The organism is Alkalimonas sp. NCh-2, from assembly GCF_039631345.1.
In the GTDB taxonomy this organism is placed as follows: Bacteria; Pseudomonadota; Gammaproteobacteria; order Enterobacterales; family Alteromonadaceae; genus Alkalimonas; species Alkalimonas mucilaginosa.
The window spans coordinates 282,086-301,799 of sequence record NZ_JBDIUV010000001.1 but is presented as its reverse complement, the minus strand read 5'-3'; the positions used below and the strand labels follow the sequence as shown (position 1 = coordinate 301,799).

19 protein-coding genes and 1 riboswitch are annotated in these 19,714 nt (G+C 52.2%); of the genes, 14 read left to right on the top strand and 5 right to left on the bottom strand.

What is annotated here, in order from left to right; translation table 11 throughout:
• Position 1 precedes the first annotated feature (1 nt).
• The 7 genes from ABC502_RS01475 to ABC502_RS01445 all read left to right on the top strand — a co-directional run bounded on the left by ABC502_RS01475 (position 2) and on the right by ABC502_RS01445 (position 7,323).
• Complete coding sequence (locus ABC502_RS01475; RefSeq protein ID WP_345914671.1) at positions 2-649, top strand: riboflavin synthase; 648 nt, start codon at positions 2-4, stop codon at positions 647-649.
• Between the two features lie 41 nt (positions 650-690).
• Positions 691-1,800, top strand: a complete 1,110-nt coding sequence (gene ribBA / locus ABC502_RS01470) for a bifunctional 3,4-dihydroxy-2-butanone-4-phosphate synthase/GTP cyclohydrolase II (RefSeq protein ID WP_330088034.1) — start codon at positions 691-693, stop codon at positions 1,798-1,800.
• A gap of 86 nt (positions 1,801-1,886) precedes the next feature.
• A complete protein-coding gene (gene ribE, locus ABC502_RS01465) occupies positions 1,887-2,351 on the top strand; it encodes a 6,7-dimethyl-8-ribityllumazine synthase (protein WP_330088035.1) in 465 nt (154 codons plus the stop codon).
• 10 nt (positions 2,352-2,361) lie between these two features.
• Positions 2,362-2,775: a transcription antitermination factor NusB gene (gene nusB, locus ABC502_RS01460; RefSeq protein WP_330088036.1), complete on the top strand. Its 414-nt coding sequence runs from the start codon at positions 2,362-2,364 to the stop codon at positions 2,773-2,775.
• 35 nt (positions 2,776-2,810) lie between these two features.
• Positions 2,811-3,776, top strand: coding sequence for a thiamine-phosphate kinase (thiL, locus tag ABC502_RS01455; protein ID WP_330088037.1), 966 nt, complete (start codon positions 2,811-2,813; stop codon positions 3,774-3,776).
• On the top strand, positions 3,773-4,243 hold the full coding sequence (locus ABC502_RS01450; RefSeq protein ID WP_345914670.1) for a phosphatidylglycerophosphatase A: 471 nt from the start codon (positions 3,773-3,775) through the stop codon (positions 4,241-4,243). The genes thiL and ABC502_RS01450 overlap by 4 nt, the downstream gene beginning before the upstream one ends.
• A gap of 14 nt (positions 4,244-4,257) precedes the next feature.
• The gene (locus ABC502_RS01445) at positions 4,258-7,323 is read left to right on the top strand and encodes a diguanylate cyclase (RefSeq protein ID WP_345914669.1); all 3,066 of its coding nucleotides are present in this window, start codon (positions 4,258-4,260) and stop codon (positions 7,321-7,323) included.
• A gap of 25 nt (positions 7,324-7,348) precedes the next feature.
• Here ABC502_RS01445 and dxs read toward each other — a convergent pair whose 3' ends face one another.
• From dxs to xseB, 3 genes are read right to left on the bottom strand one after another with little or no spacing between them, the layout of a single operon-like run.
• Positions 7,349-9,211, bottom strand: coding sequence for a 1-deoxy-D-xylulose-5-phosphate synthase (gene dxs, locus ABC502_RS01440; RefSeq protein WP_345914668.1), 1,863 nt, complete (start codon positions 9,209-9,211; stop codon positions 7,349-7,351).
• Between the two features lie 16 nt (positions 9,212-9,227).
• Positions 9,228-10,115, bottom strand: coding sequence for a (2E,6E)-farnesyl diphosphate synthase (gene ispA, locus ABC502_RS01435; RefSeq protein WP_345914667.1), 888 nt, complete (start codon positions 10,113-10,115; stop codon positions 9,228-9,230).
• Positions 10,112-10,363: an exodeoxyribonuclease VII small subunit gene (gene xseB, locus ABC502_RS01430; protein WP_330088042.1), complete on the bottom strand. Its 252-nt coding sequence runs from the start codon at positions 10,361-10,363 to the stop codon at positions 10,112-10,114. Before xseB ends, ispA begins: the two co-directional genes overlap by 4 nt.
• A 186-nt stretch (positions 10,364-10,549) precedes the next feature.
• Between xseB and pomA the strand changes: the two genes are divergently transcribed.
• The 3 genes from pomA (at position 10,550) to thiI (ending at position 13,799) form a co-directional block, all read left to right on the top strand.
• Entirely contained in the window at positions 10,550-11,320 is a 771-nt protein-coding gene (gene pomA, locus ABC502_RS01425; RefSeq protein ID WP_330088043.1) for a flagellar motor protein PomA, read from the top strand.
• Between the two features lie 5 nt (positions 11,321-11,325).
• Positions 11,326-12,255 (top strand): flagellar motor protein MotB, encoded by a 930-nt coding sequence (locus ABC502_RS01420; protein WP_330088044.1) that lies wholly within the window; start codon positions 11,326-11,328, stop codon positions 12,253-12,255.
• Positions 12,256-12,332: 77 nt separating this feature from the next.
• A complete protein-coding gene (gene thiI / locus ABC502_RS01415) occupies positions 12,333-13,799 on the top strand; it encodes a tRNA uracil 4-sulfurtransferase ThiI (protein ID WP_345914666.1) in 1,467 nt (488 codons plus the stop codon).
• Here the strand turns inward: thiI and ABC502_RS01410 are convergent.
• Positions 13,781-14,704 (bottom strand): 2-dehydropantoate 2-reductase, encoded by a 924-nt coding sequence (locus ABC502_RS01410; RefSeq protein WP_345914665.1) that lies wholly within the window; start codon positions 14,702-14,704, stop codon positions 13,781-13,783. The two genes, thiI and ABC502_RS01410, sit on opposite strands and share 19 nt — an antisense overlap.
• Positions 14,705-14,786: 82 nt before the next feature.
• On the opposite strand from ABC502_RS01410, the gene ABC502_RS01405 reads away from it, so the two are divergent.
• Both ABC502_RS01405 and ABC502_RS01400 read left to right on the top strand, forming a co-directional pair.
• On the top strand, positions 14,787-15,269 hold the full coding sequence (locus ABC502_RS01405) for a YajQ family cyclic di-GMP-binding protein (RefSeq protein ID WP_330088047.1): 483 nt from the start codon (positions 14,787-14,789) through the stop codon (positions 15,267-15,269).
• 102 nt (positions 15,270-15,371) lie between these two features.
• Positions 15,372-15,549, top strand: a riboswitch (cobalamin riboswitch).
• A 35-nt stretch (positions 15,550-15,584) separates the two neighbouring features.
• Positions 15,585-17,360 (top strand): TonB-dependent receptor, encoded by a 1,776-nt coding sequence (locus tag ABC502_RS01400; protein WP_345914664.1) that lies wholly within the window; start codon positions 15,585-15,587, stop codon positions 17,358-17,360.
• A gap of 27 nt (positions 17,361-17,387) precedes the next feature.
• On the opposite strand, the gene msrA is transcribed toward ABC502_RS01400, so the two are convergent.
• Positions 17,388-17,927, bottom strand: a complete 540-nt coding sequence (gene msrA / locus ABC502_RS01395; protein WP_345914663.1) for a peptide-methionine (S)-S-oxide reductase MsrA — start codon at positions 17,925-17,927, stop codon at positions 17,388-17,390.
• A gap of 83 nt (positions 17,928-18,010) precedes the next feature.
• On the opposite strand from msrA, the gene ABC502_RS01390 reads away from it, so the two are divergent.
• Together ABC502_RS01390 and ABC502_RS01385 are read left to right on the top strand one after the other, a co-directional pair.
• The gene (locus ABC502_RS01390) at positions 18,011-18,982 is read left to right on the top strand and encodes an FAD-dependent oxidoreductase (RefSeq protein ID WP_345914662.1); all 972 of its coding nucleotides are present in this window, start codon (positions 18,011-18,013) and stop codon (positions 18,980-18,982) included.
• A complete protein-coding gene (locus ABC502_RS01385) occupies positions 18,975-19,691 on the top strand; it encodes an SDR family NAD(P)-dependent oxidoreductase (protein WP_330088051.1) in 717 nt (238 codons plus the stop codon). Before ABC502_RS01390 ends, ABC502_RS01385 begins: the two co-directional genes overlap by 8 nt.
• Positions 19,692-19,714 lie beyond the last annotated feature (23 nt).

Below are 19,714 nucleotides of genomic sequence, written 5' to 3'. Positions count from 1 at the left end.
CATGTTTACCGGAATTATTGAGGCCATTGGTTCTATTCGCTCCTGCCACAAAACAGGGCAGGGCATGCAGCTTTGGATTGAAAGTCCACAACTGGACTTTTCGGATGTAAAGCTGGGTGACAGCATTGCCAGCAATGGTGTTTGTCTGACGGTTACTGCAACCGACGGCGACGCCTTCCGGGCCGATCTTTCGGCTGAAACTTTAAGCCGTACTTTGTTTGCAGACTACCAGCGCGGTCAAAGGGTCAACCTGGAAAAAGCCTTATTGCCGAGTAGCCGGCTTGGCGGCCATTTGGTGAGTGGGCATGTGGATGGCGTGGGGCAGATCCGCGCTATCGACAAAACATCCGACAGCTGGGAGCTGTGGCTGAGTATGCCAGCAGCGCTTAGCCGTTACATCGCCGAGAAAGGATCCATTACCGTGGATGGCATTAGTCTGACTGTGAATGAGTTAACCCAGGATGCTTTTCGCCTGACGATAGTGCCTCATACGGCCTTGGTGACGACACTGCAGCAGGCCCGGGTGGGTAGCCGGTTGCACCTGGAGGTGGATTTGATTGCCCGCTATCTGGAACGCTTACTGCAAGACAGGACGCCTGCTATGGCTGGTGTCAGTACCGATTTACTCCGGGCCCGCGGTTTTATCTGAGCTGGTCGATATTTTGAAAAGATGAGTCTGAGAAGGTCTTTATGCAATTAAACAGCACGGCAGAAATTATTGAAGACATCCGCCAGGGGCGGATGGTGATCCTGATGGATGACGAAGACAGAGAAAACGAAGGTGATCTGGTGATGGCAGCCGAGTACGTCACGCCGGAGGCCATTAATTTTATGGCGACGCACGGCCGTGGTTTGATTTGCCTGACCTTAACCGAAGATCGTTGCAAGCAATTGAATTTGCCGTTGATGGTCGATAGCAATAAATCGCAGTTCAGTACTGCTTTTACGTTGTCGATAGAAGCCGCAGAAGGCGTGACAACTGGCATCTCTGCTGCCGATAGAGCCCGTACGGTCAAAGCGGCAGTGGCGCGCGATGCCCGAGCCAGTGACATTGTCCAGCCTGGTCATATCTTTCCGCTTAAAGCACAAAACGGCGGGGTGCTGAACCGTGCCGGCCATACCGAAGCTGGCTGTGATCTGACCCGTATGGCAGGGCTTGAACCTGCTGCTGTGATTGTTGAGATCCTTAACGAGGATGGCACCATGGCGCGGCGGCCGGATTTGGAAAAATTTGCGGCCAAGCACCACATCAAAATTGGCACCATTGCCGATCTGATTGAATACCGCAACCTGAATGAAACCACCATTGAACAGGTTGCTCGTTGCCAGCTTAGCACCGATGTCGGGGATTTTGAGTTGGTAACGTTCAGAGATACCATTGATAACCAGATCCACTTTGCATTGGTCAAAGGGGACATTAAGGCCGACGAGCCTTGTCTGGTTCGTGTGCATTTGCACAACACCTTCAGTGATTTGCTACTGGCCGACCGTGCGGCCAATCGAAGCATTCCATTGCACAAGGCCATGCAGCGTATTGCGAATGAAGGCGGTGTGCTGGTACTGCTGGGCAAGCACGAAAGCCCGGAAGCTCTGATACGGATGGTGCAGGCTTTTGAAGCCGAAGACAAAGGCGAACAACCGAAGTCGGCACCATGGCAAGGAACTTCCCGCACCGTAGGGGTTGGGTCACAAATCCTGGCCAGCCTGGGGGTTGGTAAGATGCGTTTATTGAGCAAACCGAAAAAATACCATGCTTTATCCGGCTTTGGGCTGGAAGTAGTGGATTACGTCTGCGACTAGTTGGTTGTTGCTATAATCCTTCGGCTTTGCCGCAGTTGTGGTATCATACGCGGCGATTTTGAATTTGAACCAATTGGAGCTGCAAGATGCAGGTAATTGAAGCAGGCATGACTGCCCCGAATAAGAAGTTTGCGCTGGTAGTGGCGCGCTTTAACAGTTTTATCGTTGAAAGCTTGCTGCAAGGCGCTATTGATACGTTAAAACGTGTTGGTCAGGTCCGTGATGAAGACATCACCGTGATTCGGGTGCCGGGTGCTTTTGAACTGCCATTGGCAGTACAACGGGTGGCTGCCAGCAAAAAATACGATGCCATCATTGCCTTAGGCGCTGTGATCCGTGGCGGTACACCACACTTTGAGTACGTCTCGTCCGAGTGTACCAAGGGCATTGGTCAGGTTGCGATGCAACAAGACTTGCCGGTGGCTTTTGGGGTGTTGACGGTGGACTCCATCGAGCAAGCCATTGAGCGCGCCGGTACCAAAGCTGGCAATAAAGGTGCTGAAGCGGCCATGTCTGCGCTTGAGATGGTTAACCTGCTTGAGCAGTTGTGAGGACTCCTGAATGAAACCCAATGCGCGTCGTAAGTCACGCTCGTTAGCCGTGCAGGGCATTTACAGTTGGCAGCTCAGCCAGAATAAGATTCAGGACATTGAGCAGCAATTGCTGTTAGAAAATAACGTGAAGCAGCTGGATGTTGCCTATTTTCAGGACCTGTTGCGTGGTGTGGTTAGTTACCATCAAACGCTGGACGAGCTGTTGAAGCCGTTCTTAGATCGCCCTTTCGATGAAATTGACCAGGTAGAAAAAGCCATTTTACGTGTCTCAGGCTATGAGATGAAATACCGGCTGGATGTGCCCTACAAAGTGGTGATTAACGAAGCCATCGAACTGGCAAAATCCTTTGCTGCCGACGACAGTCACAAGTTTGTTAACGGCATTCTGGACAAAGCGGTTCGCACACTGCGACCAAACTAAAGGACAGCCGGCACCCTAGCCGGCTTTTTTCTGTTATGGGTGAATTCGAAGTTATACAACGCTATTTTGCCAACTCTGGCCGTGCACGCACAGACACGCTGCTTGGGGTGGGGGATGATGGTGCTGTGTTGCAACTACGTGATGGTTATGATCTGGTAGTGACCACCGACACCATGGTGGCTGGCACGCATTTTTTCCCGGATGTGGATCCCAGAGCTTTGGGTCACAAGCTGGTTGCCGTGAATATCAGTGATTTAGCGGCGATGGGCGCTGAGCCGGCCTGGTTATCACTGGCCATGACCTTGCCTAAAGTTGATGATGCCTGGTTGGCTGCTTTTGCGGCAGCTTTCAGTGAGACGGCCGATTACTACGATTGCCAGTTGGTTGGTGGGGATACTACCCGTGGGCCTATGACTTTCACTGTGGTTGCCAAAGGCCAGGTACCGCATGGCAAAATGCTAACCCGCCAAGGAGCCAAAGTCGGTGACTTTATCTATGTGACCGGAACTTTAGGTGATGCTGGCTTGGGCCTGCGTTTGTGCCAGGGCCAGGTCGAAGTGAGTAAGAAGCATCGTGCCCATATTCTGCAGCGTTTTCACTACCCGACCGCTCGCCTGGCCATTGGGCAGGCATTACGGACGGTTGCCAGCAGTGCGATGGATTTGTCGGACGGTCTTTACTCGGATATTCAGCATCTGATGCATCGCTCTGTTGTTGGCGCTAGCCTGGACGTAGAGCGTTTGCCATTGTCGCAGGCCCTTAAAGACAGCTGTGATCGCAGTACGGCTTTAGCACTTGCCTTATCGGGCGGTGAAGATTATGAGTTACTGTTCACGGTGCCGGAAAGCAAAAAAAGCATGCTGGATGTATTACTGGCCCCTTATGGAGTACCCGTTACTTGCATTGGCCGGATCACCGGCGCTGCCGGCAAGCTGGAGCTGCGAGCTGGTAATGAAGCTTTTGCCTATGAACACCGGGGCTTTGAGCATTTCGAAAAATGAAAGCACAGTTTAATCTGAAAAAATGGCAACATCTGCTGGCGCTTGGTTTTGGCTCCGGGCTGGCGGCGAAAGCACCGGGGACTTTTGGTACCCTGGCCGCAGTGCCGCTGGTGGCTGGCTTGATGTTAAGTCCGCTTTGGTTGTATCTGTTGATTGTACTGGCTGCCTGGGCTTTGGGCATTTATGTCTGCGAGGTGACAGCGCGTGATGTGGGCGTGCATGATCATGGTGCCATTGTCTGGGATGAAATCGTCGGGCTGGCAGTGACCATGATCCTGGTACCATTGTCGGCCTGGAACCTACTACTGGGCTTTGTGTTGTTCCGCTTCTTTGATATTGTAAAGCCTTGGCCCATTCGCTGGCTGGATCAAAAAGTGGGCGGTGGTCATGGCATTATGTTGGATGATATTGTAGCTGGTGTGATGGCTTGTCTGGTGTTGCACGGCTTGTTTTGGTGGTTTGGATAACTGGGAGTTCAGGCATGGCGCTGAGGTGCTGCTGGATTTGGTTGCTGTTCAGCTTTTCGCTTCAGGCAGCTGTGGAGCTGTCACTGCATGATTACGATATTAAGCAGTGGGGCAACTCGGAAGGCCTTTCATCCAGCTCAGTACGAGCGCTGACGCAAGATGCAGACGGTTATATCTGGGCTGGCACTTTGCATGGGCTCAGCCGGTTTGATGGCTTAAGCTTTCAAAACTTCACCAGCCAGCAGCATCGCCAACTGGCCAGCAATGCCATTACGTCCTTGCTAACGGACTCTGAGGGCATGATCTGGGTTGGTACCAAGGCTGGCCTGAGCCGGCTGGAGCCGGATAAACTTCGCTTTGAACGTTTTAGTATTTTAAGTGAAGTCTCGGCTATGGTTGAAGTACAGCCGGGTGAGATCTGGGTGGCCGCAGAGCACTTATTTCGTATCCAGCATGATCAGGTGAGCCGGGTCAGCACCATCCGCCAGCCGGTCCGGCAGATGCGGAAATTCGGACAGTCATTGTGGTTAACAACCAGCCAGCATCTGATCCGTTATGAACTGGACTCCGAGCAGCAACACATCTATAGCTTGCCATCCGAGCTGATGCAAAGCCCTGTGTACGATATTTCGGTGGATGCAGACCAGGTACACTTGGCTACTGAGGTGGGTTATTATCATCTGACCCCTGATGGTACTATAGTGCGCTGCGAGTTGATGGCGCAGGAAAGCAGTGCTATATACCGCATTTTTAAAGACAGTCGGGGCTCTGACTGGATATCGAGTTACAGCCGTTTATTTCATCGTCACCCCGGACAACGCTGGCAGTCTATCAGTGCGGATGAGCTGGGCAGCAGCCCGTGGTTTTACGATATTTTTGAAGACAAAGATCAGAATATCTGGCTGGCAAGCTTTAGTGACGGTATCTTCCGGGCATCGCCGGGACATGTCCGGCGCGTTCTGGGCCAAGGGCAGCAGGATGTGGTGGTGCGAAGCCTTGCGGTTACCCCGGAGCAACGTTTAGTGATTGCCAGTCAGTCTGGCCTGGGTTATTTGAGCCAGCATGGGCAGTACCAGCCATTATTGACTGAACAGCAAATGGGTTCGCAGACCATCCATGATTTTCACTTTTCCAGCGATGAGTGGTTGCTGGCGATGGATTCCGGTTTGTTTTCCTATGTGCCGGGCAGCGCACAGCTCAATCCGGTTGCGGCGGAGATGCAAGGCACTACTATTCGCTTTATTGAGCCCCGAAAAGCCGGAGGCCTCTGGCTAGGTGGCAGCTCAGGCTTGTATGTCTGGCAGGATGCGGAGTTGACTCCTTTTGCGTTAAATCATGAGCTTGAATCGCGTCATGTCACGGTGCTGCAGGAGCGGGATTGGTATCAGGTCGTTGGTACCACGCGCGGCCTTTATCAATTACAACAACGGCGGATGCAGCGGCTGGGTATTGGTAGCCCGCTTTACAACAGCTATATTACCGCTTTGTTGGTGTTGCCGGATGAAACCCTGTTGGTTGCCACCCTGGATGATGGCCTCTTTATTCGCTACCCGGATGCGGAGTGGCGACACTTTGATAACAGCAATGGCTTACCACATAGCCCCATCGTGAGCATGTTGCATGATACTGAGCTGAATCAATTATGGTTCAGCTCATTAAAAGGTGTATTTCGGCTGCCAGCCGATGTGTTGGTTCGGTTTCGGGATGATCCATTTCAGGCTGAGCAGGTACTGGCTCCGTATCAGCGTCAGCTTGGCACACCTCCAGGCCGTTGCTGCAATGGTGCAGGTCATGCCAAGGTTGCCTTGTGGCAGGATCAAGTCTGGTATCCGAGTTTGCAGGGTGTTGTAGCCATCGATCGCACCTTTAAAAGCAGCAGGGATGCCGACTTCAGGCCTTTGCTGCAACACATTGTGGGTCAGCGCAAGTACCCATTGCATCGTAACCAGGCGCGCGTGGTATTACCGGTGAACGAGCGTAGCCTGAGTATCCATTATACTGCTTTGGACTATTTCCATGCAGCAGCACTGGAGTTTCGTTACAAACTGCAAGGTTTTGATGCGGAATGGCAATACGCTTCCAGCCGGCGGGAAGCCATTTACACCAACCTGCCACCAGGACACTACCGCTTTGCCGTGCAGGTCCGGCGGCAAGGGCAAAGCTGGGCCGAAGCGCCGGTCAGCATCCTGGAGCTGATATTTCCACGCCGTTTTGATGAAACTGTTTTTTTCCAGGTACTCTGGTTTGCGTTATTAGGGCTGATTTTTTACAGCATATTATGGCTGTTGCGCAAGAACAACGCATCAAAGCAGCAGGAGTTAGCCCGTCTAGTGCGCCAGCGTACGCAGGAGCTGGAAAACAGCAATAATCAGTTGAATGTATTGAATGCACAGTTAGGCCAATTGGTATACAAGGACAGCCTGACTGGGTTACGAAACCGGCGTTTTCTGTTTGAACAACTGCCCAAAGATATTGAGCATTACCAGCGAAATCGTCAGAGTCTGGAGCAGCAGGGTAAATGTGTCGCCTTGGTTCATCTTGATCTGGATGGCTTTAAATCGATCAACGATCAGTTTGGTCAGGCCGCTGGCGATAGTTTATTGCAGCAGGTCAGTGGATTGCTGCTTAGAGAAAGCCGGGGTTCGGATTACGTGGTTCGTTATGCCGGTGAGGAGTTCTTGCTGGTGTTACGGGATATCGGCACCGAGCTGCTGTGGGAGCTGGTTACCAAGCTGCATCAACTGATTGGCGGCACGCGTTTCCAGTTACCGGATGGTGGCCGTATCCAGTTGAGTTGTTCTATTGGTTACTCAATTTACCCATTGCAGCTGATCGGCGGCCAACTGATGAACTGGGAGTTGTCGTTGCAACTGGCTGAAATGGCGATGTACCGTGTAAAGCATGAGGGCAAAAATGGTTTTGCAACCATCACCTTTGATCAGCAAGTGGATGCTTTTGAGTTTGAAGAAACTATGCACATTGAAGCTCAGGTAGAGCAGCTGTTATCTGAAGGCTTGGCGCGTTTTAAAATTCAAAGAGAAGAACAAGAAAGTGATGAGCAACAACAATCCAACGGATAAGCTGGTCTGTTGTTGCTCAAAGCAATCAGGCTAACCGTTGCCGGATGCTGCGTAATATCCCGGCTTCATCCAGCCCTAATTCGGCGTAAATTTCCTGCTGACTGCCATGTTTGATAAACTGATCTGGTAGGCCCAACTGCAGCAACTGACAAGGGTGTTGCTGCTGCAGTAGCATTTCTGCGACAGCGGAGCCTGCCCCTCCCAACACAGCGCCATCTTCAATGGTCACCAATAATTCATGCTCTGCGGCCAGCTCAGCCAACAAAGTCTGATCCAATGGCTTGATAAAGCGCATATTGACTAAGGTGGCGTCCAGTGTTTCAGCAACCGTATGGCAGCTTTGCAGTAAGGGCCCGAACGCCAGGATGGCTACCTGCTTGCCTTGCCGTACTTTCAGTCCTTTGCCTAGGGTCAGGGGCTGCATCTCCGATGTTGGTACAACGCCATTACCACTTCCACGCGGATAGCGGACCGCTGCCGGGCCAGTATGCTGGTAACCTGTGTACAGCATTTGCCGGCACTCGTTTTCATCGGCCGGGGCCATCAGTACCAGATTAGGAATACAGCGTAAAAAGCTGATATCAAAAGCACCCTGGTGGGTGGGCCCATCCTGACCGACCACACCGGCACGATCAATGGCAAAAAGCACATCCAGATTTTGCAGCGCAACATCATGGATCAGTTGATCGTATGCGCGCTGTAAAAATGTGGAGTAAATAGCTACCACAGGCTTCAAGCCTTCAATAGCAAGGCCTGCCGCCAGAGTGACTGCATGCTGCTCGGCAATGGCAACGTCGTAATAACGTTCTGGAAAGCGTTTTGAGAAGTCCACCAGATCTGAGCCTTCCCGCATCGCGGGGGTAATGGCGTGCAGGCGTTTATCCTGCGCTGCCATATCGCAGATCCAACGACCAAATACATTGGAGAAACTGGGACGACCAGCGGCTTTGGCTGGCAAGCTGCTGCTGGTTGGATCGAATTTAGAGACGGCATGATAACCAATAGGATCCTGTTCTGCCGGGTGGTAGCCTTTGCCTTTTTTGGTGACCACATGCAGCAGTTGCGGGCCCTTCATGGTACGCATATTGCGGATGGTATCGGTCAGGCTAAGCACATCATGGCCATCGATGGGGCCTATGTAATTAAAGCCCAGCTCTTCGAAGAAGGTGCCTGGTGTTACCATACCTTTGAAGTGCTCTTCTGCCCGGCTGGCCAGTTCATGCAGGGGCGGGACGCCACTGAGAATTTTCTTGCCGCCTTCACGCAAATTGGTGTAGAAGTTACCGGATAAAATACGGGCAAAATATTTATTCAAAGCGCCGACATTTTCCGAAATCGACATGTCATTGTCATTCAGGATCACCAGCATATCGGGTTTGGTTTCCCCAGCATGGTTTAAGGCCTCAAAGGCCATACCTGCAGTAATAGCACCATCGCCAATCACTGCGACCACCCGGCGGCCACTTTGCTCTGCCTGAGCCGCCAGCGCCATGCCAAGAGCTGCACTGATGGAGGTACTGGAGTGACCTACACTTAAGGTGTCGTATTCACTTTCTTCCCGGTATGGAAAAGGGTGCAAGCCATCTTTTTGCCGGATGCTGCTCATCCGATCACGGCGTCCGGTCAGAATTTTGTGCGGGTAGGCCTGATGGCCTACATCCCAAATCAAGCGATCAAAGGGCGTATTGTAGACATAGTGTAAGGCTACCGTCAGTTCCACCGTGCCAAGGCCTGAGGCGAAGTGACCACTGCTTTGGCTCACACTATTGAGCAAAAAATCGCGTAATTCGTGACAGAGCCTGGGAAGCTTGTCCTGGGGGATCTGCCGTAATTGCTGTGGCAGGTTTGCCTGCGCCAGCAAAGGGTAGTTGTCGATATCAACAGTCATGCATCTGCCTTTGGTTTTAGTTTTTACGGGCAATTAGAAATTGCGCCAAGGCTTTTAAATCATCGCCCGGGTAGGGCAGTTGCTCCAGGGCTGCCAGTGCATCCTGATGCAATAATTCAGCTTTGCGCTTTGCCTCTGATAGCCCCAGCAAGGCCGGGTAGGTTGCTTTGTTGGCCTGGTGATCAGAGCCCTGGGGCTTGCCTAGTGTTTCAGTATCGCTTTCAATATCAAGGATATCGTCCTGCACCTGGAATGCCAGGCCTAATGAGGCGGCAAAACGGCGTAAAAGCTCCAATTCCTCAGGAGCCGTTGCAGGGCTGGCCAGCCAGGCCAGCTCAATGGCGCACTGGATCAATGCGCCCGTTTTTAAGCGGTGCATTTGCTCCAGTGTTTCCAGGTTAAAACCCTGATTGGTGTGTGCCAGGTCGATGGCCTGACCGGCGCACATGCCGGCTGCCCCCCCGGCTTTTGCCAACTGCTGTACCATTGCCAGTACGCGCTGCGCAGGAACTTGTTGGTAACTATGGCTGCTAAGTATATCAAATGCCAGGCTTTGAATGGCATCGCCGGCTAAAATTGCGGTCGCTTCATCAAAGGCAATGTGGCAAGTAGGCTTGCCGCGACGCAGTGCATCGTTGTCCATGGCTGGCAGGTCATCGTGGATCAGCGAGTAGCAATGGATGGCCTCGAGTGCTGCCGCAGGCGCATCCAGGTCCTCGAGCCTGGCCCCTAGCATCAAACCACAGCGATACACCAGCGAAGGGCGTATCCGCTTACCTCCAAGTAAAATACTGTAGTGCATGGCCTGTTGCAGGGATTGGGCGGCTACGTCCTGTTGCTGCAGTTGTTGCTGCAATACCTGCTCAACCCGTGCCTGGTCAAGTGCTAAAAATGCTGGTTTCACGCCGGTTCATCATCCTGATTGGTAAAGGGAACCAGTTCATTCTGGCCGTCTTTTTGCAATAGTTGGTGCACTTGTTGTTCGGCCTGCTGCAATTGCTGCTGGCTTTGCCGGGATAACTGAATGCCCCGTTCAAACTGCCGTAAGGATTCATCCAATGACAGATCGCCTTGCTCCAGCTGTTGAACAATTTGTTCCAGCTCGGTCAATTGCTGTTCGAACTGACTCAAATCGGTTTTCTTTTTTGCCATGCGTTCCTCGTTCCAAACCCGCGGGCGAAGTGCCTTGACCCGCTATTATGGCGAATCAACCACAGCTTTTGAACTGGTTTTACCGGAAAAGTGAATTTAAGCTTTGTTTTACTTTGTCGATAAACAGCTATCGGCTAAGATAAAAGCAATAAAGCTCAATCATTTGTCCGGCGCGGGGAGTCAGGTGTGGATTTAGCAACGCTCATAGGTCTGGTTGGTGCCATTGGTTTTATCATCATGGCTATGATCATCGGCAGTGCCGGCGATCCGGGGATGTTTGCCGATGTGGTGTCTTTGTTGATTGTGGTCGGTGGTTCTCTGTTTGTGGTAATTGCCAAGTTTCCCCTTGGGCAATTTTTTGGTGTTGGCAAAGTGATGGTCAAAGCCTTCATGTTCAAAATTGAAGAAGCTGAGGAGCTGATTGAGCAGGCCGTCCAATTGGCTGACTCCGCCCGTAAGGGGGGCTTTTTGGCGCTGGAGGAGGCGGAGATATCCAACACTTTTATGCAAAAAGGCATCAATATGCTGGTAGATGGTCACGATGGCGATGTGGTGCGGGCCACATTACTCAAAGATATTAGCCTGACAGAGAAACGTCACGAGCAGGGAGTCAGCATTTTCCGAAGCTTAGGAGATGTTGCACCTGCCATGGGCATGATTGGTACTCTGATTGGTCTGGTGGCTATGTTGTCCAATATGGATGATCCTAAGGCCATTGGCCCGGCGATGGCGGTTGCATTGTTAACCACCTTGTACGGTGCTTTTATTGCAAATGTGATTGCCATTCCCATTGCAGATAAGCTGGCGCTGCGCAACGAACAGGAAAAGTTGAATAATCAGCTGATCCTGGATGCCATTTTAGGCATTCAGGACGGTCAGAACCCGAAAGTCATTGAAGGACTGCTACGTAATTACATTGCGCAAGGCAAGCGTGAAGTGGCAGTTGAAGAAGGCTAACGGCTATGAGAGAAGAAACCCAAGAGTGTAAATGCCCCCCCAAGGGACTGCCCCAGTACATGGGCACCTTTGCCGATCTGATGGCACTCTTGATGTGCTTCTTCGTCCTGTTGCTGGCATTCTCAGAAATGGATGTGCTGAAATTTAAACAAATTGCTGGCTCAATGAAGTTTGCGTTTGGGGTGCAAAATAAGATTGAAGTGGAAGACATTCCAAAAGGCACCAGTGTGATTGCGCTGGAATTTCGGCCCGGACGTCCCGACCCAACCCCGATTGAGACTTTGCAACAGCAAACCATTGAAATTACTCAGCAAATGATAGAGTTTCAAGCCGGTGAGGAAGACTCCGCTGGCGGCCGCCAGGAACAGCAGCAGGATCAAACCGGTGGTATGTCTGCCAGTACCGATGATGAGGTGTCTGAAAGTGATACTGAGGCAGCGCAGGCGCAACAGGAAGTGAACGAGCTGGTGAAGCGTATTGCCGATCAAATGGAGCAACAGATTCTGGATGGTGCTATCGAGTTGGAATCGTTAGGCCAGCAGATCATTATTCGTATTCGTGAGAATGGTTCTTTCCCATCTGGCTCGTCGTTTTTGCAGCCGCGCTTTAAACCCATTATTCAACAAATCGGTGGCTTGTTAACAGAAATTCCTGGTGAAATTACGGTGACCGGACACACGGATGATGCGGTGATAGCAGACGAGTTACACGACAACAACTGGGACTTATCGGCCAAGCGGGCTGTGGCTGTGGCGACTGAAATGCTCAAAGCGCCGGGCTTTGATAAAAACCGGTTGGCTGTGGTTGGTTATGCCGATACCAGACCTTTGGTGCCGAATACCAGCGATCTGAATCGACGCCGCAATCGTCGGGTTGAAATTTCCATTATGCAGGGGCAGGCGAAAGAGTCGGATCCGATCAGTTTGGAAAATTAGCGCTGGAAAACCAGCGTTAGTCAGGCTGGTAGCGATCAGGTATAATGCCGGGCTTTATTAGCAAGATTAGCCCGGCAATGCTCGAATTTATTATTAAACTGCACTCTGAAATCACCATCAAAAGCAAGTCGGTGCGTAAGCGCCAGACCAAGCTACTGCAACAAAACCTGAAAACCATCCTGCTGCAACTGGATCCAGCAATACGCATTGAGAGCCACTGGGACCATCTGATGGTGTTGGTGCCTGAAGCCAGCCCGCAGTTACGGGCCCAGTTGATCGAGCGACTGGCCTGTATTCCGGGCATCGCGCAGTTTGCTGAAATGCAATCGAGCAGCTTTAGCAGTCTGGACGATATTTATCAGCAGGTGCTGCCGGTATTCGCCGACAAAATCGCAGGCAAAAGCTTTTGTGTACGGGTGCGGCGTGCCGGTTCGCACGACTTCAGTTCGACCGAAGTTGAGCGTTATGTCGGGGGTGGTTTGAATCAGCAGGTGCCAACAGCCCGGGTGCAATTGAAAAATCCGGATCTGACGGTGCAACTGGAAGTCCGTAAGGACAAACTGATTATGGTGCGGGCGCAGTATGCCGGCATGGGCGGTTTTCCTTTGCCTTCGCAGTCCGATGCTTTGTCCTTGATTTCAGGTGGCTTTGATTCTGCGGTCAGCAGCTATCTGATGATCAAAAAGGGCATGCGTAATCACTATCTGTTTTTTAACCTGGGGGGCAAGGCGCACGAGACCGGGGTCCGTGAAATTGCGTATTTCCTTTGGCAAAAATACAGTTTGTCGCACAAGGTGAAATTTATCAGTGTGGATTTTGCTCCGGTGGTGGCTGAGATCCTGGAAAAATCTGAGCCGGGCCTGATGGGAGTGATTTTAAAACGGATGATGATGCGTGCCGCAGCCGATATCGCGCAGCAGCTTGGTATTCCGGCCATCGTGACCGGAGAGAGTGCCGGCCAGGTTTCCAGTCAGACACTGGATAATCTGAATGTGATTGACCGGGTCACGCCGATGTTGATCCTGCGGCCGTTAATTGCACATGATAAGCAGGACATTATTGATATCGCTCGCAAAATTGGGGTCGAGGATATGGCTGCCAGTATGCCAGAGTACTGCGGGGTGATTTCCAACAAGCCAACGGTTAAGGCGCGCCTGGCGGATGTGGAAGCCAACGAGCAGCGTTTTGAGGCGGAAGTGCTGGCCAAGGTTGTTGCCGCTGCCAAGATTATGGATATTCGCACCATTGATTATCAGTCCAGTCAACAAGTGACAACCATTGAAGCTGTGCAGGCCATGCCATTGGATGCAATAGTGCTGGATATTCGCCGGCCCGATGAAGCCGAGGCCAGCCCACTGCAGGTGGCTGAGCATCAGGTGGTCGAGCTACCGTTTTACAAATTGGCCAGTCAGTTCAGTAGTTTGGCGCAGGACAAAGCCTATTACCTGTATTGCGATCAGGGGGTGATGAGCCGGATGCAGGCGTTATTGCTCAAAGATGAGGGCTATCAAAACGTGGGTGTTTATCAAAAACCCGCATCCTGACACTGTTGGTATAGTTGCTGGTGCTTGGGTAGCACCAGCCCACATCGTTCTGCCTCACGCAGCACAAAGCCGGTAATAAACGCCAGCTCGGTACGACGCCCTGCCAGTCGGTCTTGCAACATGGATGAGCGGTTGCTGGCAGTGCGCTGGATCACCTGCTGCAGTTGCTGCCAGGCTGCAGCCTGATCTTGCGGATAACCGACTGCTGCTGCCAGCAGGCAAAATTCGTTGAACAACCCATCCAGTTCAGCAGCAAAACGGGGACTTGCCAGTGCGCCGTTTGGCACCTGATGCAGTGCTGTTAATGGGTTGATCAGGCAATTGATCAGCAATTTTTGCCATAAAAACGGCTGAATGTCTGTAACCCGTTGCAATGGTCCCAGAGCTTTTGCCAGGGCCCTTTGCCAATCAGGCTCCTGGTGGATGGCATTGGGCCCAATAGCGGCCAGTATTGAGTTACCACCACCGCTATGAACCACCTGACGAGTGGCTGCTTTATCCGCTTTGATGTAAGCACCATGGGTGGTGGTTAAAAACCATAGTTGTTGTTTGGGTTTTAATTCAGCCTGAATGCTGGCCAGTGTGCCTAAACCATTGTGACTAAGGATCAGGCTGGCATCTTCAGCCAGTTGCGGCTGCAATTGCCGGATGCAGTCCAAGGCGTCGTAAGCCTTGACGGCTATCAAAGCCAGCTTTGCTGCTTTGTCCTTTGGCCAGGGTGCAAACTGGTGCTGTTGCACCGACCCTTCAAGCGCAGTGAAAGCCACCTTCAGTGCAGCAGGCTGTCGCAACCACAGTTGCACTCTTTCGCCTTGTTGCTGCAACCGGCAAGCGCTTAGCAGGCCAATGGCTCCTTTACCGACCACCAGCCAATCGGCCGAATTTTGCTGTATTGAGTTCGTCATCGTAGTACCAAAGCGCAACAATGCTCGGATTGTAGCAACTTTACCGCTATAATCGCGAGGTTTAATCAGCTTTGGAGTGACTATGCCATCTTTTGATATTGTGTCTGAAATCGAGCAGCAGGAAGTACAAAATGCGGTGGATAATGCCAACCGTGAACTGGATACCCGCTATGACTTCCGTGGTGTGGAAGCCAGCTTTAGTCTAACCGACCAGCAGGTCACTATGAAGGCGGATGCTGAATTCCAATTGCAGCAGATGTTGGAAATCTTCCGTGCTAAGGCTATTAAGCGCAATCTGGATGTACGCTCCTTTAAAGAAAACGACGTGGTGCATTCAGGGAAAACCTACAGCCAGACGTTAAGTCTGCTGCAGGGGATTGATACTGCCACCGCGAAAAAACTGGTGAAGCTGATCAAAGACAGCAAATTGAAAGTGCAGGCTTCTATTCAGGGAGACCAGGTACGGGTGACCGGCAAAAAGCGTGATGATTTGCAAGAGGCCATCGCCTTTATTAGACAAAGCGAGCTGGAGCAACCATTCCAGTTTACTAACTTCCGCGATTAACGCCCACGCTGCAAGCAAAGACCGGCTGCTTGGTGGCTCTGTCTTTGCTTGGCTGGTTTAGCCATCTGGATTTCTATTGACATTTTCCTTGTGCAGGCTACACTGAGCCCGCTTTTTTCAGGTGCTGCGTAAATACGCAGTGAAACGGGAATCTGGTGTAAAACCAGAGCTGCCCCCGCAACGGTAACAAGCATGGTCCGAAACCACTGTCGCTGGATGGGAAGGTTAGGACAGGCGCTGCTTGTAAGCCCGGAGACCGGCCTGAAAATTCCATCAACCAACCAATGTGCGGTGGGCACATTGCAGGAGTTTTTCATGTCTAAGTATACTTTGGCAGCATTGGCTGTTGCGACGGCTTTGCCTGCCGCCTATGCCGATTCTATCGAAACCCTTACTATCTATAGCAGCCGCCAGGTACAAACGGTCGAGCAAAGTCTGGCCAGTGTGACTGTATTAGAGCGAGAGGATATTCTGGCCCGCCAGGTACAGGATCTGCCGGCTTTACTCAATCAGTTGCCAGGCGTGACCATTGCCCGTGACGGTGGCCGTGGTCAAAGCAGTGGTGTCTTTATTCGCGGCGGTAACAGCGGCCATACACTGGTGTTGGTGGATGGCGTTCGGACCGGTTCGGCAACATTGGGGCAGGCCTCATTGGCGATGATTCCACTGGATATGATTGAGCGCATTGAAGTGATCCGGGGCCCCCGTGCGGCCTGGTATGGCTCGGATGCAGTGGCTGGTGTGATTGCCATAACGACCCGGCGGCAGCAACAAACCGAATTTAATGCTGGTGTTGGCAGCTATGGGCTGTTGGAAAGTGATTTAGGGCTGCAGCACCAGCAGGGAGCTCTGCAGCTGCAAGCCAATGTGGGCTACAGCAGAGCCGATGGCTTTAATGTCCAGCCAGCGCTGGACCCGGATAAAGACGGTTACTGGCAGCGCTTTGCCCGCTTTGGAGCTGCTTATCAGTCGGATATTGGGCACTTTCACTGGCACAGCCATATTAACTCTGGCCGTTATGACTTTGATACTGCCTGGGGCAGCGAAGATCGCTCTGCGGTGTTGCAGCGCAGCCATGTGCTCGGGTGGCAGCATCAGTTGGGCCAGACTGGCCATCAGTTGCAGCTTAGTCGGAATCTGGATTCGGATACCACCTTCGGACCGGATTCTCGCAGCCCGTTCAGTACTGCGCGTGATGAAGTAAACTATCAGTTGACTCAGACGGTGCTTGCCGGGCTGGATGTGCTGCTGGGTGCAAACTGGTATCAGGAAGAAGTGGCCAAGGCAGCACCAGCATACGAAGAAAGTAAGCGCAACAACCGCGCCTGGTTTACCGGACTAAACTATCAGCTGGAGCAATGGTTGTTTGAAGCGGCAATCCGGCAAGACAGATTCAGTCAGTATGGCAGGGAGCGCACCTGGCAGTTGGCTGCCGGTTATTACTTTACCGAGCAGTGGTTGCTGCGTGTTAGTCGGGGAACTGCATTTCAGGTTCCTTCCTTTAACCAATTGTACTGGCCTGGTTTTGGCAATCCGGATTTAAAGCCGGAAGAGTCGGTATCCAATGAAATTGCGCTCCGATACAGCGGTCTGCAGTTACAGTCCGAGCTGGTCTTGTTTGAGCGGGATGTGACCAACCTGATCCAGGGCGGGGAGCAGGCAGAGAATGTATTGCTTGCCACGGTGCGCGGTGCTGAGTACAGCCTGGGTATGACGCAGGATAGCTGGCAGCATCAATTGGCTTACACCTGGTTGGATAGCCGAAATGAACAAAGTGGTGAGCCTTTACAACGCAGGCCAAAACATAGTGTGAATGTGCGCTCTGGCTGGCATGGTGAGAGCTGGCAGTGGTTTGCTACTTTGGATTATCAAAGTGCTACCTTCCAGGGATTTGACTGGAACAGCAATGTCAACCATCCGGATCTGGGCGGTTTTACGCTGCTAGGTGTGGGGGCAAGTTATCAATTGACACCACAATGGCAACTCAGTGCCAAGCTGGACAACCTGAGCAATAAAACTTACCAGACCAGTATTGGTTATGCTACGGCCGGCCGAACCCTTGGTATCAGGGTGCGTTACCTCGGCTTCTGAACCGACAAGGACTGATGGCTATGGCTGTCAGTCCTGTTTCAGCTGGGCACGGAACTGCTGACGGAACTTCGCCAGTTTAGGAGCAACTATAAACTGGCAATAACTTTGTTGGGGATTTTGCTTGAAATAGCCCTGATGGTAACCCTCCGCCGGATAAAAACGACTGGCAGGGCTGAGCTCTGTCACTATAGCGTCCGGAAAGACATTCGCTGCTGTGAGTTCCGCCTCTATCTCGGTTGCTTGCTGTTGTTGGGCTTCGTTATGGTAGAAAATCACCGAGCGGTACTGGGTGCCGATATCGTTGCCCTGCCGGTTTAGCTGGGTTGGATCGTGCAGGCAGAAAAAAATCTGGCACAGCTGCTGATAACTGATCTGTGCAGGATCGAAGGTAATTTGAACAACTTCTGCATGGCCCGTCTGGCCCGTGCAAATTTGCTGGTAACTTGGGTTCTCGGTGGTACCACCCATATAGCCACTGATGGCTTGCTGCACGCCATGCAGCTGATTCATGGCGGCTTCCAGGCACCAAAAGCAGCCCGCTCCAAAGGTGGCGATTTGGGTTGTCATAAGTGACTCCTTTTCCTGTTTTGCTTTGATCGTAGCGCTTCTGATATACGTACACCAGCACAATTGGATGACAAGGAATCAAAATGCGTGTAGCAATCGTAGGAGCTGGAGTTGCCGGTCTGAGTTGTGGCCAGGCCTTATTGGCAGCAGGTGCTGAGGTACACTGGTTTGATAAAAGCCGTGCGGCAGCTGGCCGAACTTCCGCCAAAAGGGCTTTTGATGGGCATGTTGATTTGGGGGCTCAGTACTTTACCGCGCGTCAGCCTGAGTTTCGCCAACAGGTTGAGTTATGGCAGCAGCTAGGGCTGGTTGCCCGCTGGCGGGCAAATCTTTACCGTTACCAGCAAGGTCAACTGCTGGCTTCGCCTGATGATCAGGTGCGTTATGTTGGGGTTCCTGCTATGCACAGCCCATGGCGGCATGGCCTGGATAGCAACAATTTTACTTTAAACAGCCGCATTACCGGGCTGGAGTATCAGCAAGGCTGGCAACTGCATGATGAGCAGGGGCAGAGCTTTCAGGGGTTTGATGCATTGGTATTGGCCGTTCCACCTGTGCAGGCCATTCAGCTTTTGGCGCATGATGATGAGTTGCGTCAGCAAGTACCTGACAGCATGCTACAGCCGTGTCAGGCCATTGCAGTAAAGCTGGCAGAGCCGGTCCGGCATGAGGCTACAGCTGTTTTTGTGAAGGGCAGGCCTCTGGGCTGGGTTGCGCGCGATGATAGCAAGCCCGGACGGCAGACAGCTTTTCAGCAATGGGTGCTGCATTGTACACCGGAGTTTAGTCAGCAACAGTTAACGAGCCCGTCCCATGAGTTGGTTGCCTTGGCGATTGCGGAACTGGAGCTGCTGTTTCAGCAAGAGATCAAACTGCTAGACAGTGTGCATCATCGCTGGCTCTATGCCATTGTTGATGCCGGGCAGGCAGCTCCTGGTGTGCTGATAAGCCGTCGTTTACCCTTGGTATTGGCCGGTGACTGGTGCCTGGGGGGACGGGTAGAAAATGCCTGGTTAGCCGGCCGTCAGGCGGCTAAGGCGGTACTTCATGTCTGAGGTGTTGATTATCGGCGGCAGTGGGGCCATTGCAACGGCCTTAATTCACCACTATGGTGCTAACGGGAAAGGGGTCACTGCTTTAAGTCGTCAACTGAGACCAGGCTGGGCCGAAGGCATGAACTGGTTGAACTGGCATAGCGTGGACGAGCAGGATACGACCGCTTTAGAGGCGGTACTGGCGCAGTGCTTTAGCAGCTCGCCGGCCTTGATTTACCTGTGCCAGGGCTGGTTGCACTCGGACCAGATGCTGCCGGAAAAAGCCATAAGTCAACTCACTGAGGTGCAGCTGCAGCAAGCTTTAACGGTTAACCTGTTTTCCCCGGCGAGATATCTGCAACTGATGATGCCCTATCTGTTTAAACTGGCTGCAGTGAAAGTACTGGTACTGAGTGCCAAAGTTGGCAGCATTACCGATAACCAGTTGGGTGGCTGGTACAGCTACCGGGCAAGTAAGGCTGCTTTGAATATGTTGGTGAAGACCGCAAGCATTGAACTTAAACGTCGTAATAAAACGGCGACCTTGGTCACCGTGCATCCGGGAACGACCGCATCGGATTTATCCGCTCCTTTTCAGGCCAATGTTCCGGCCGGGCAATTACAGCATCCTGCCAATACCGCCAGACGTCTGGCGGATGTGGCAGCGGTTGTGCAACCGGAGCAAAGCGGTTTGCTGTTAAACTGGGATGGGCAGGTATTGCCATTTTAAAACCTGCTTACAACCGGCATAAG

What these genes read in the sequence shown, in the direction of transcription:
- ribBA (WP_330088034.1), top strand. Translation starts at nt 691, where the DNA reads ATGCAATTAAACAGCACGGCAGAAATTATTGAAGACATCCGCCAGGGG.
- nusB (WP_330088036.1), top strand. Translation starts at nt 2,362, where the DNA reads ATGAAACCCAATGCGCGTCGTAAGTCACGCTCGTTAGCCGTGCAGGGC.
- thiI (WP_345914666.1), top strand. Translation starts at nt 12,333, where the DNA reads ATGCTCGAATTTATTATTAAACTGCACTCTGAAATCACCATCAAAAGC.
- dxs (WP_345914668.1), bottom strand. Translation starts at nt 9,211, where the DNA reads ATGACTGTTGATATCGACAACTACCCTTTGCTGGCGCAGGCAAACCTG.
- ribE (WP_330088035.1), top strand. Translation starts at nt 1,887, where the DNA reads ATGCAGGTAATTGAAGCAGGCATGACTGCCCCGAATAAGAAGTTTGCG.
- ABC502_RS01420 (WP_330088044.1), top strand. Translation starts at nt 11,326, where the DNA reads ATGAGAGAAGAAACCCAAGAGTGTAAATGCCCCCCCAAGGGACTGCCC.
- ABC502_RS01405 (WP_330088047.1), top strand. Translation starts at nt 14,787, where the DNA reads ATGCCATCTTTTGATATTGTGTCTGAAATCGAGCAGCAGGAAGTACAA.
- ABC502_RS01400 (WP_345914664.1), top strand. Translation starts at nt 15,585, where the DNA reads ATGTCTAAGTATACTTTGGCAGCATTGGCTGTTGCGACGGCTTTGCCT.
- ABC502_RS01475 (WP_345914671.1), top strand. Translation starts at nt 2, where the DNA reads ATGTTTACCGGAATTATTGAGGCCATTGGTTCTATTCGCTCCTGCCAC.
- ABC502_RS01445 (WP_345914669.1), top strand. Translation starts at nt 4,258, where the DNA reads ATGGCGCTGAGGTGCTGCTGGATTTGGTTGCTGTTCAGCTTTTCGCTT.
- thiL (WP_330088037.1), top strand. Translation starts at nt 2,811, where the DNA reads ATGGGTGAATTCGAAGTTATACAACGCTATTTTGCCAACTCTGGCCGT.
- xseB (WP_330088042.1), bottom strand. Translation starts at nt 10,363, where the DNA reads ATGGCAAAAAAGAAAACCGATTTGAGTCAGTTCGAACAGCAATTGACC.
- ABC502_RS01450 (WP_345914670.1), top strand. Translation starts at nt 3,773, where the DNA reads ATGAAAGCACAGTTTAATCTGAAAAAATGGCAACATCTGCTGGCGCTT.
- ABC502_RS01390 (WP_345914662.1), top strand. Translation starts at nt 18,011, where the DNA reads ATGCGTGTAGCAATCGTAGGAGCTGGAGTTGCCGGTCTGAGTTGTGGC.
- msrA (WP_345914663.1), bottom strand. Translation starts at nt 17,927, where the DNA reads ATGACAACCCAAATCGCCACCTTTGGAGCGGGCTGCTTTTGGTGCCTG.
- ABC502_RS01410 (WP_345914665.1), bottom strand. Translation starts at nt 14,704, where the DNA reads ATGACGAACTCAATACAGCAAAATTCGGCCGATTGGCTGGTGGTCGGT.
- ABC502_RS01385 (WP_330088051.1), top strand. Translation starts at nt 18,975, where the DNA reads ATGTCTGAGGTGTTGATTATCGGCGGCAGTGGGGCCATTGCAACGGCC.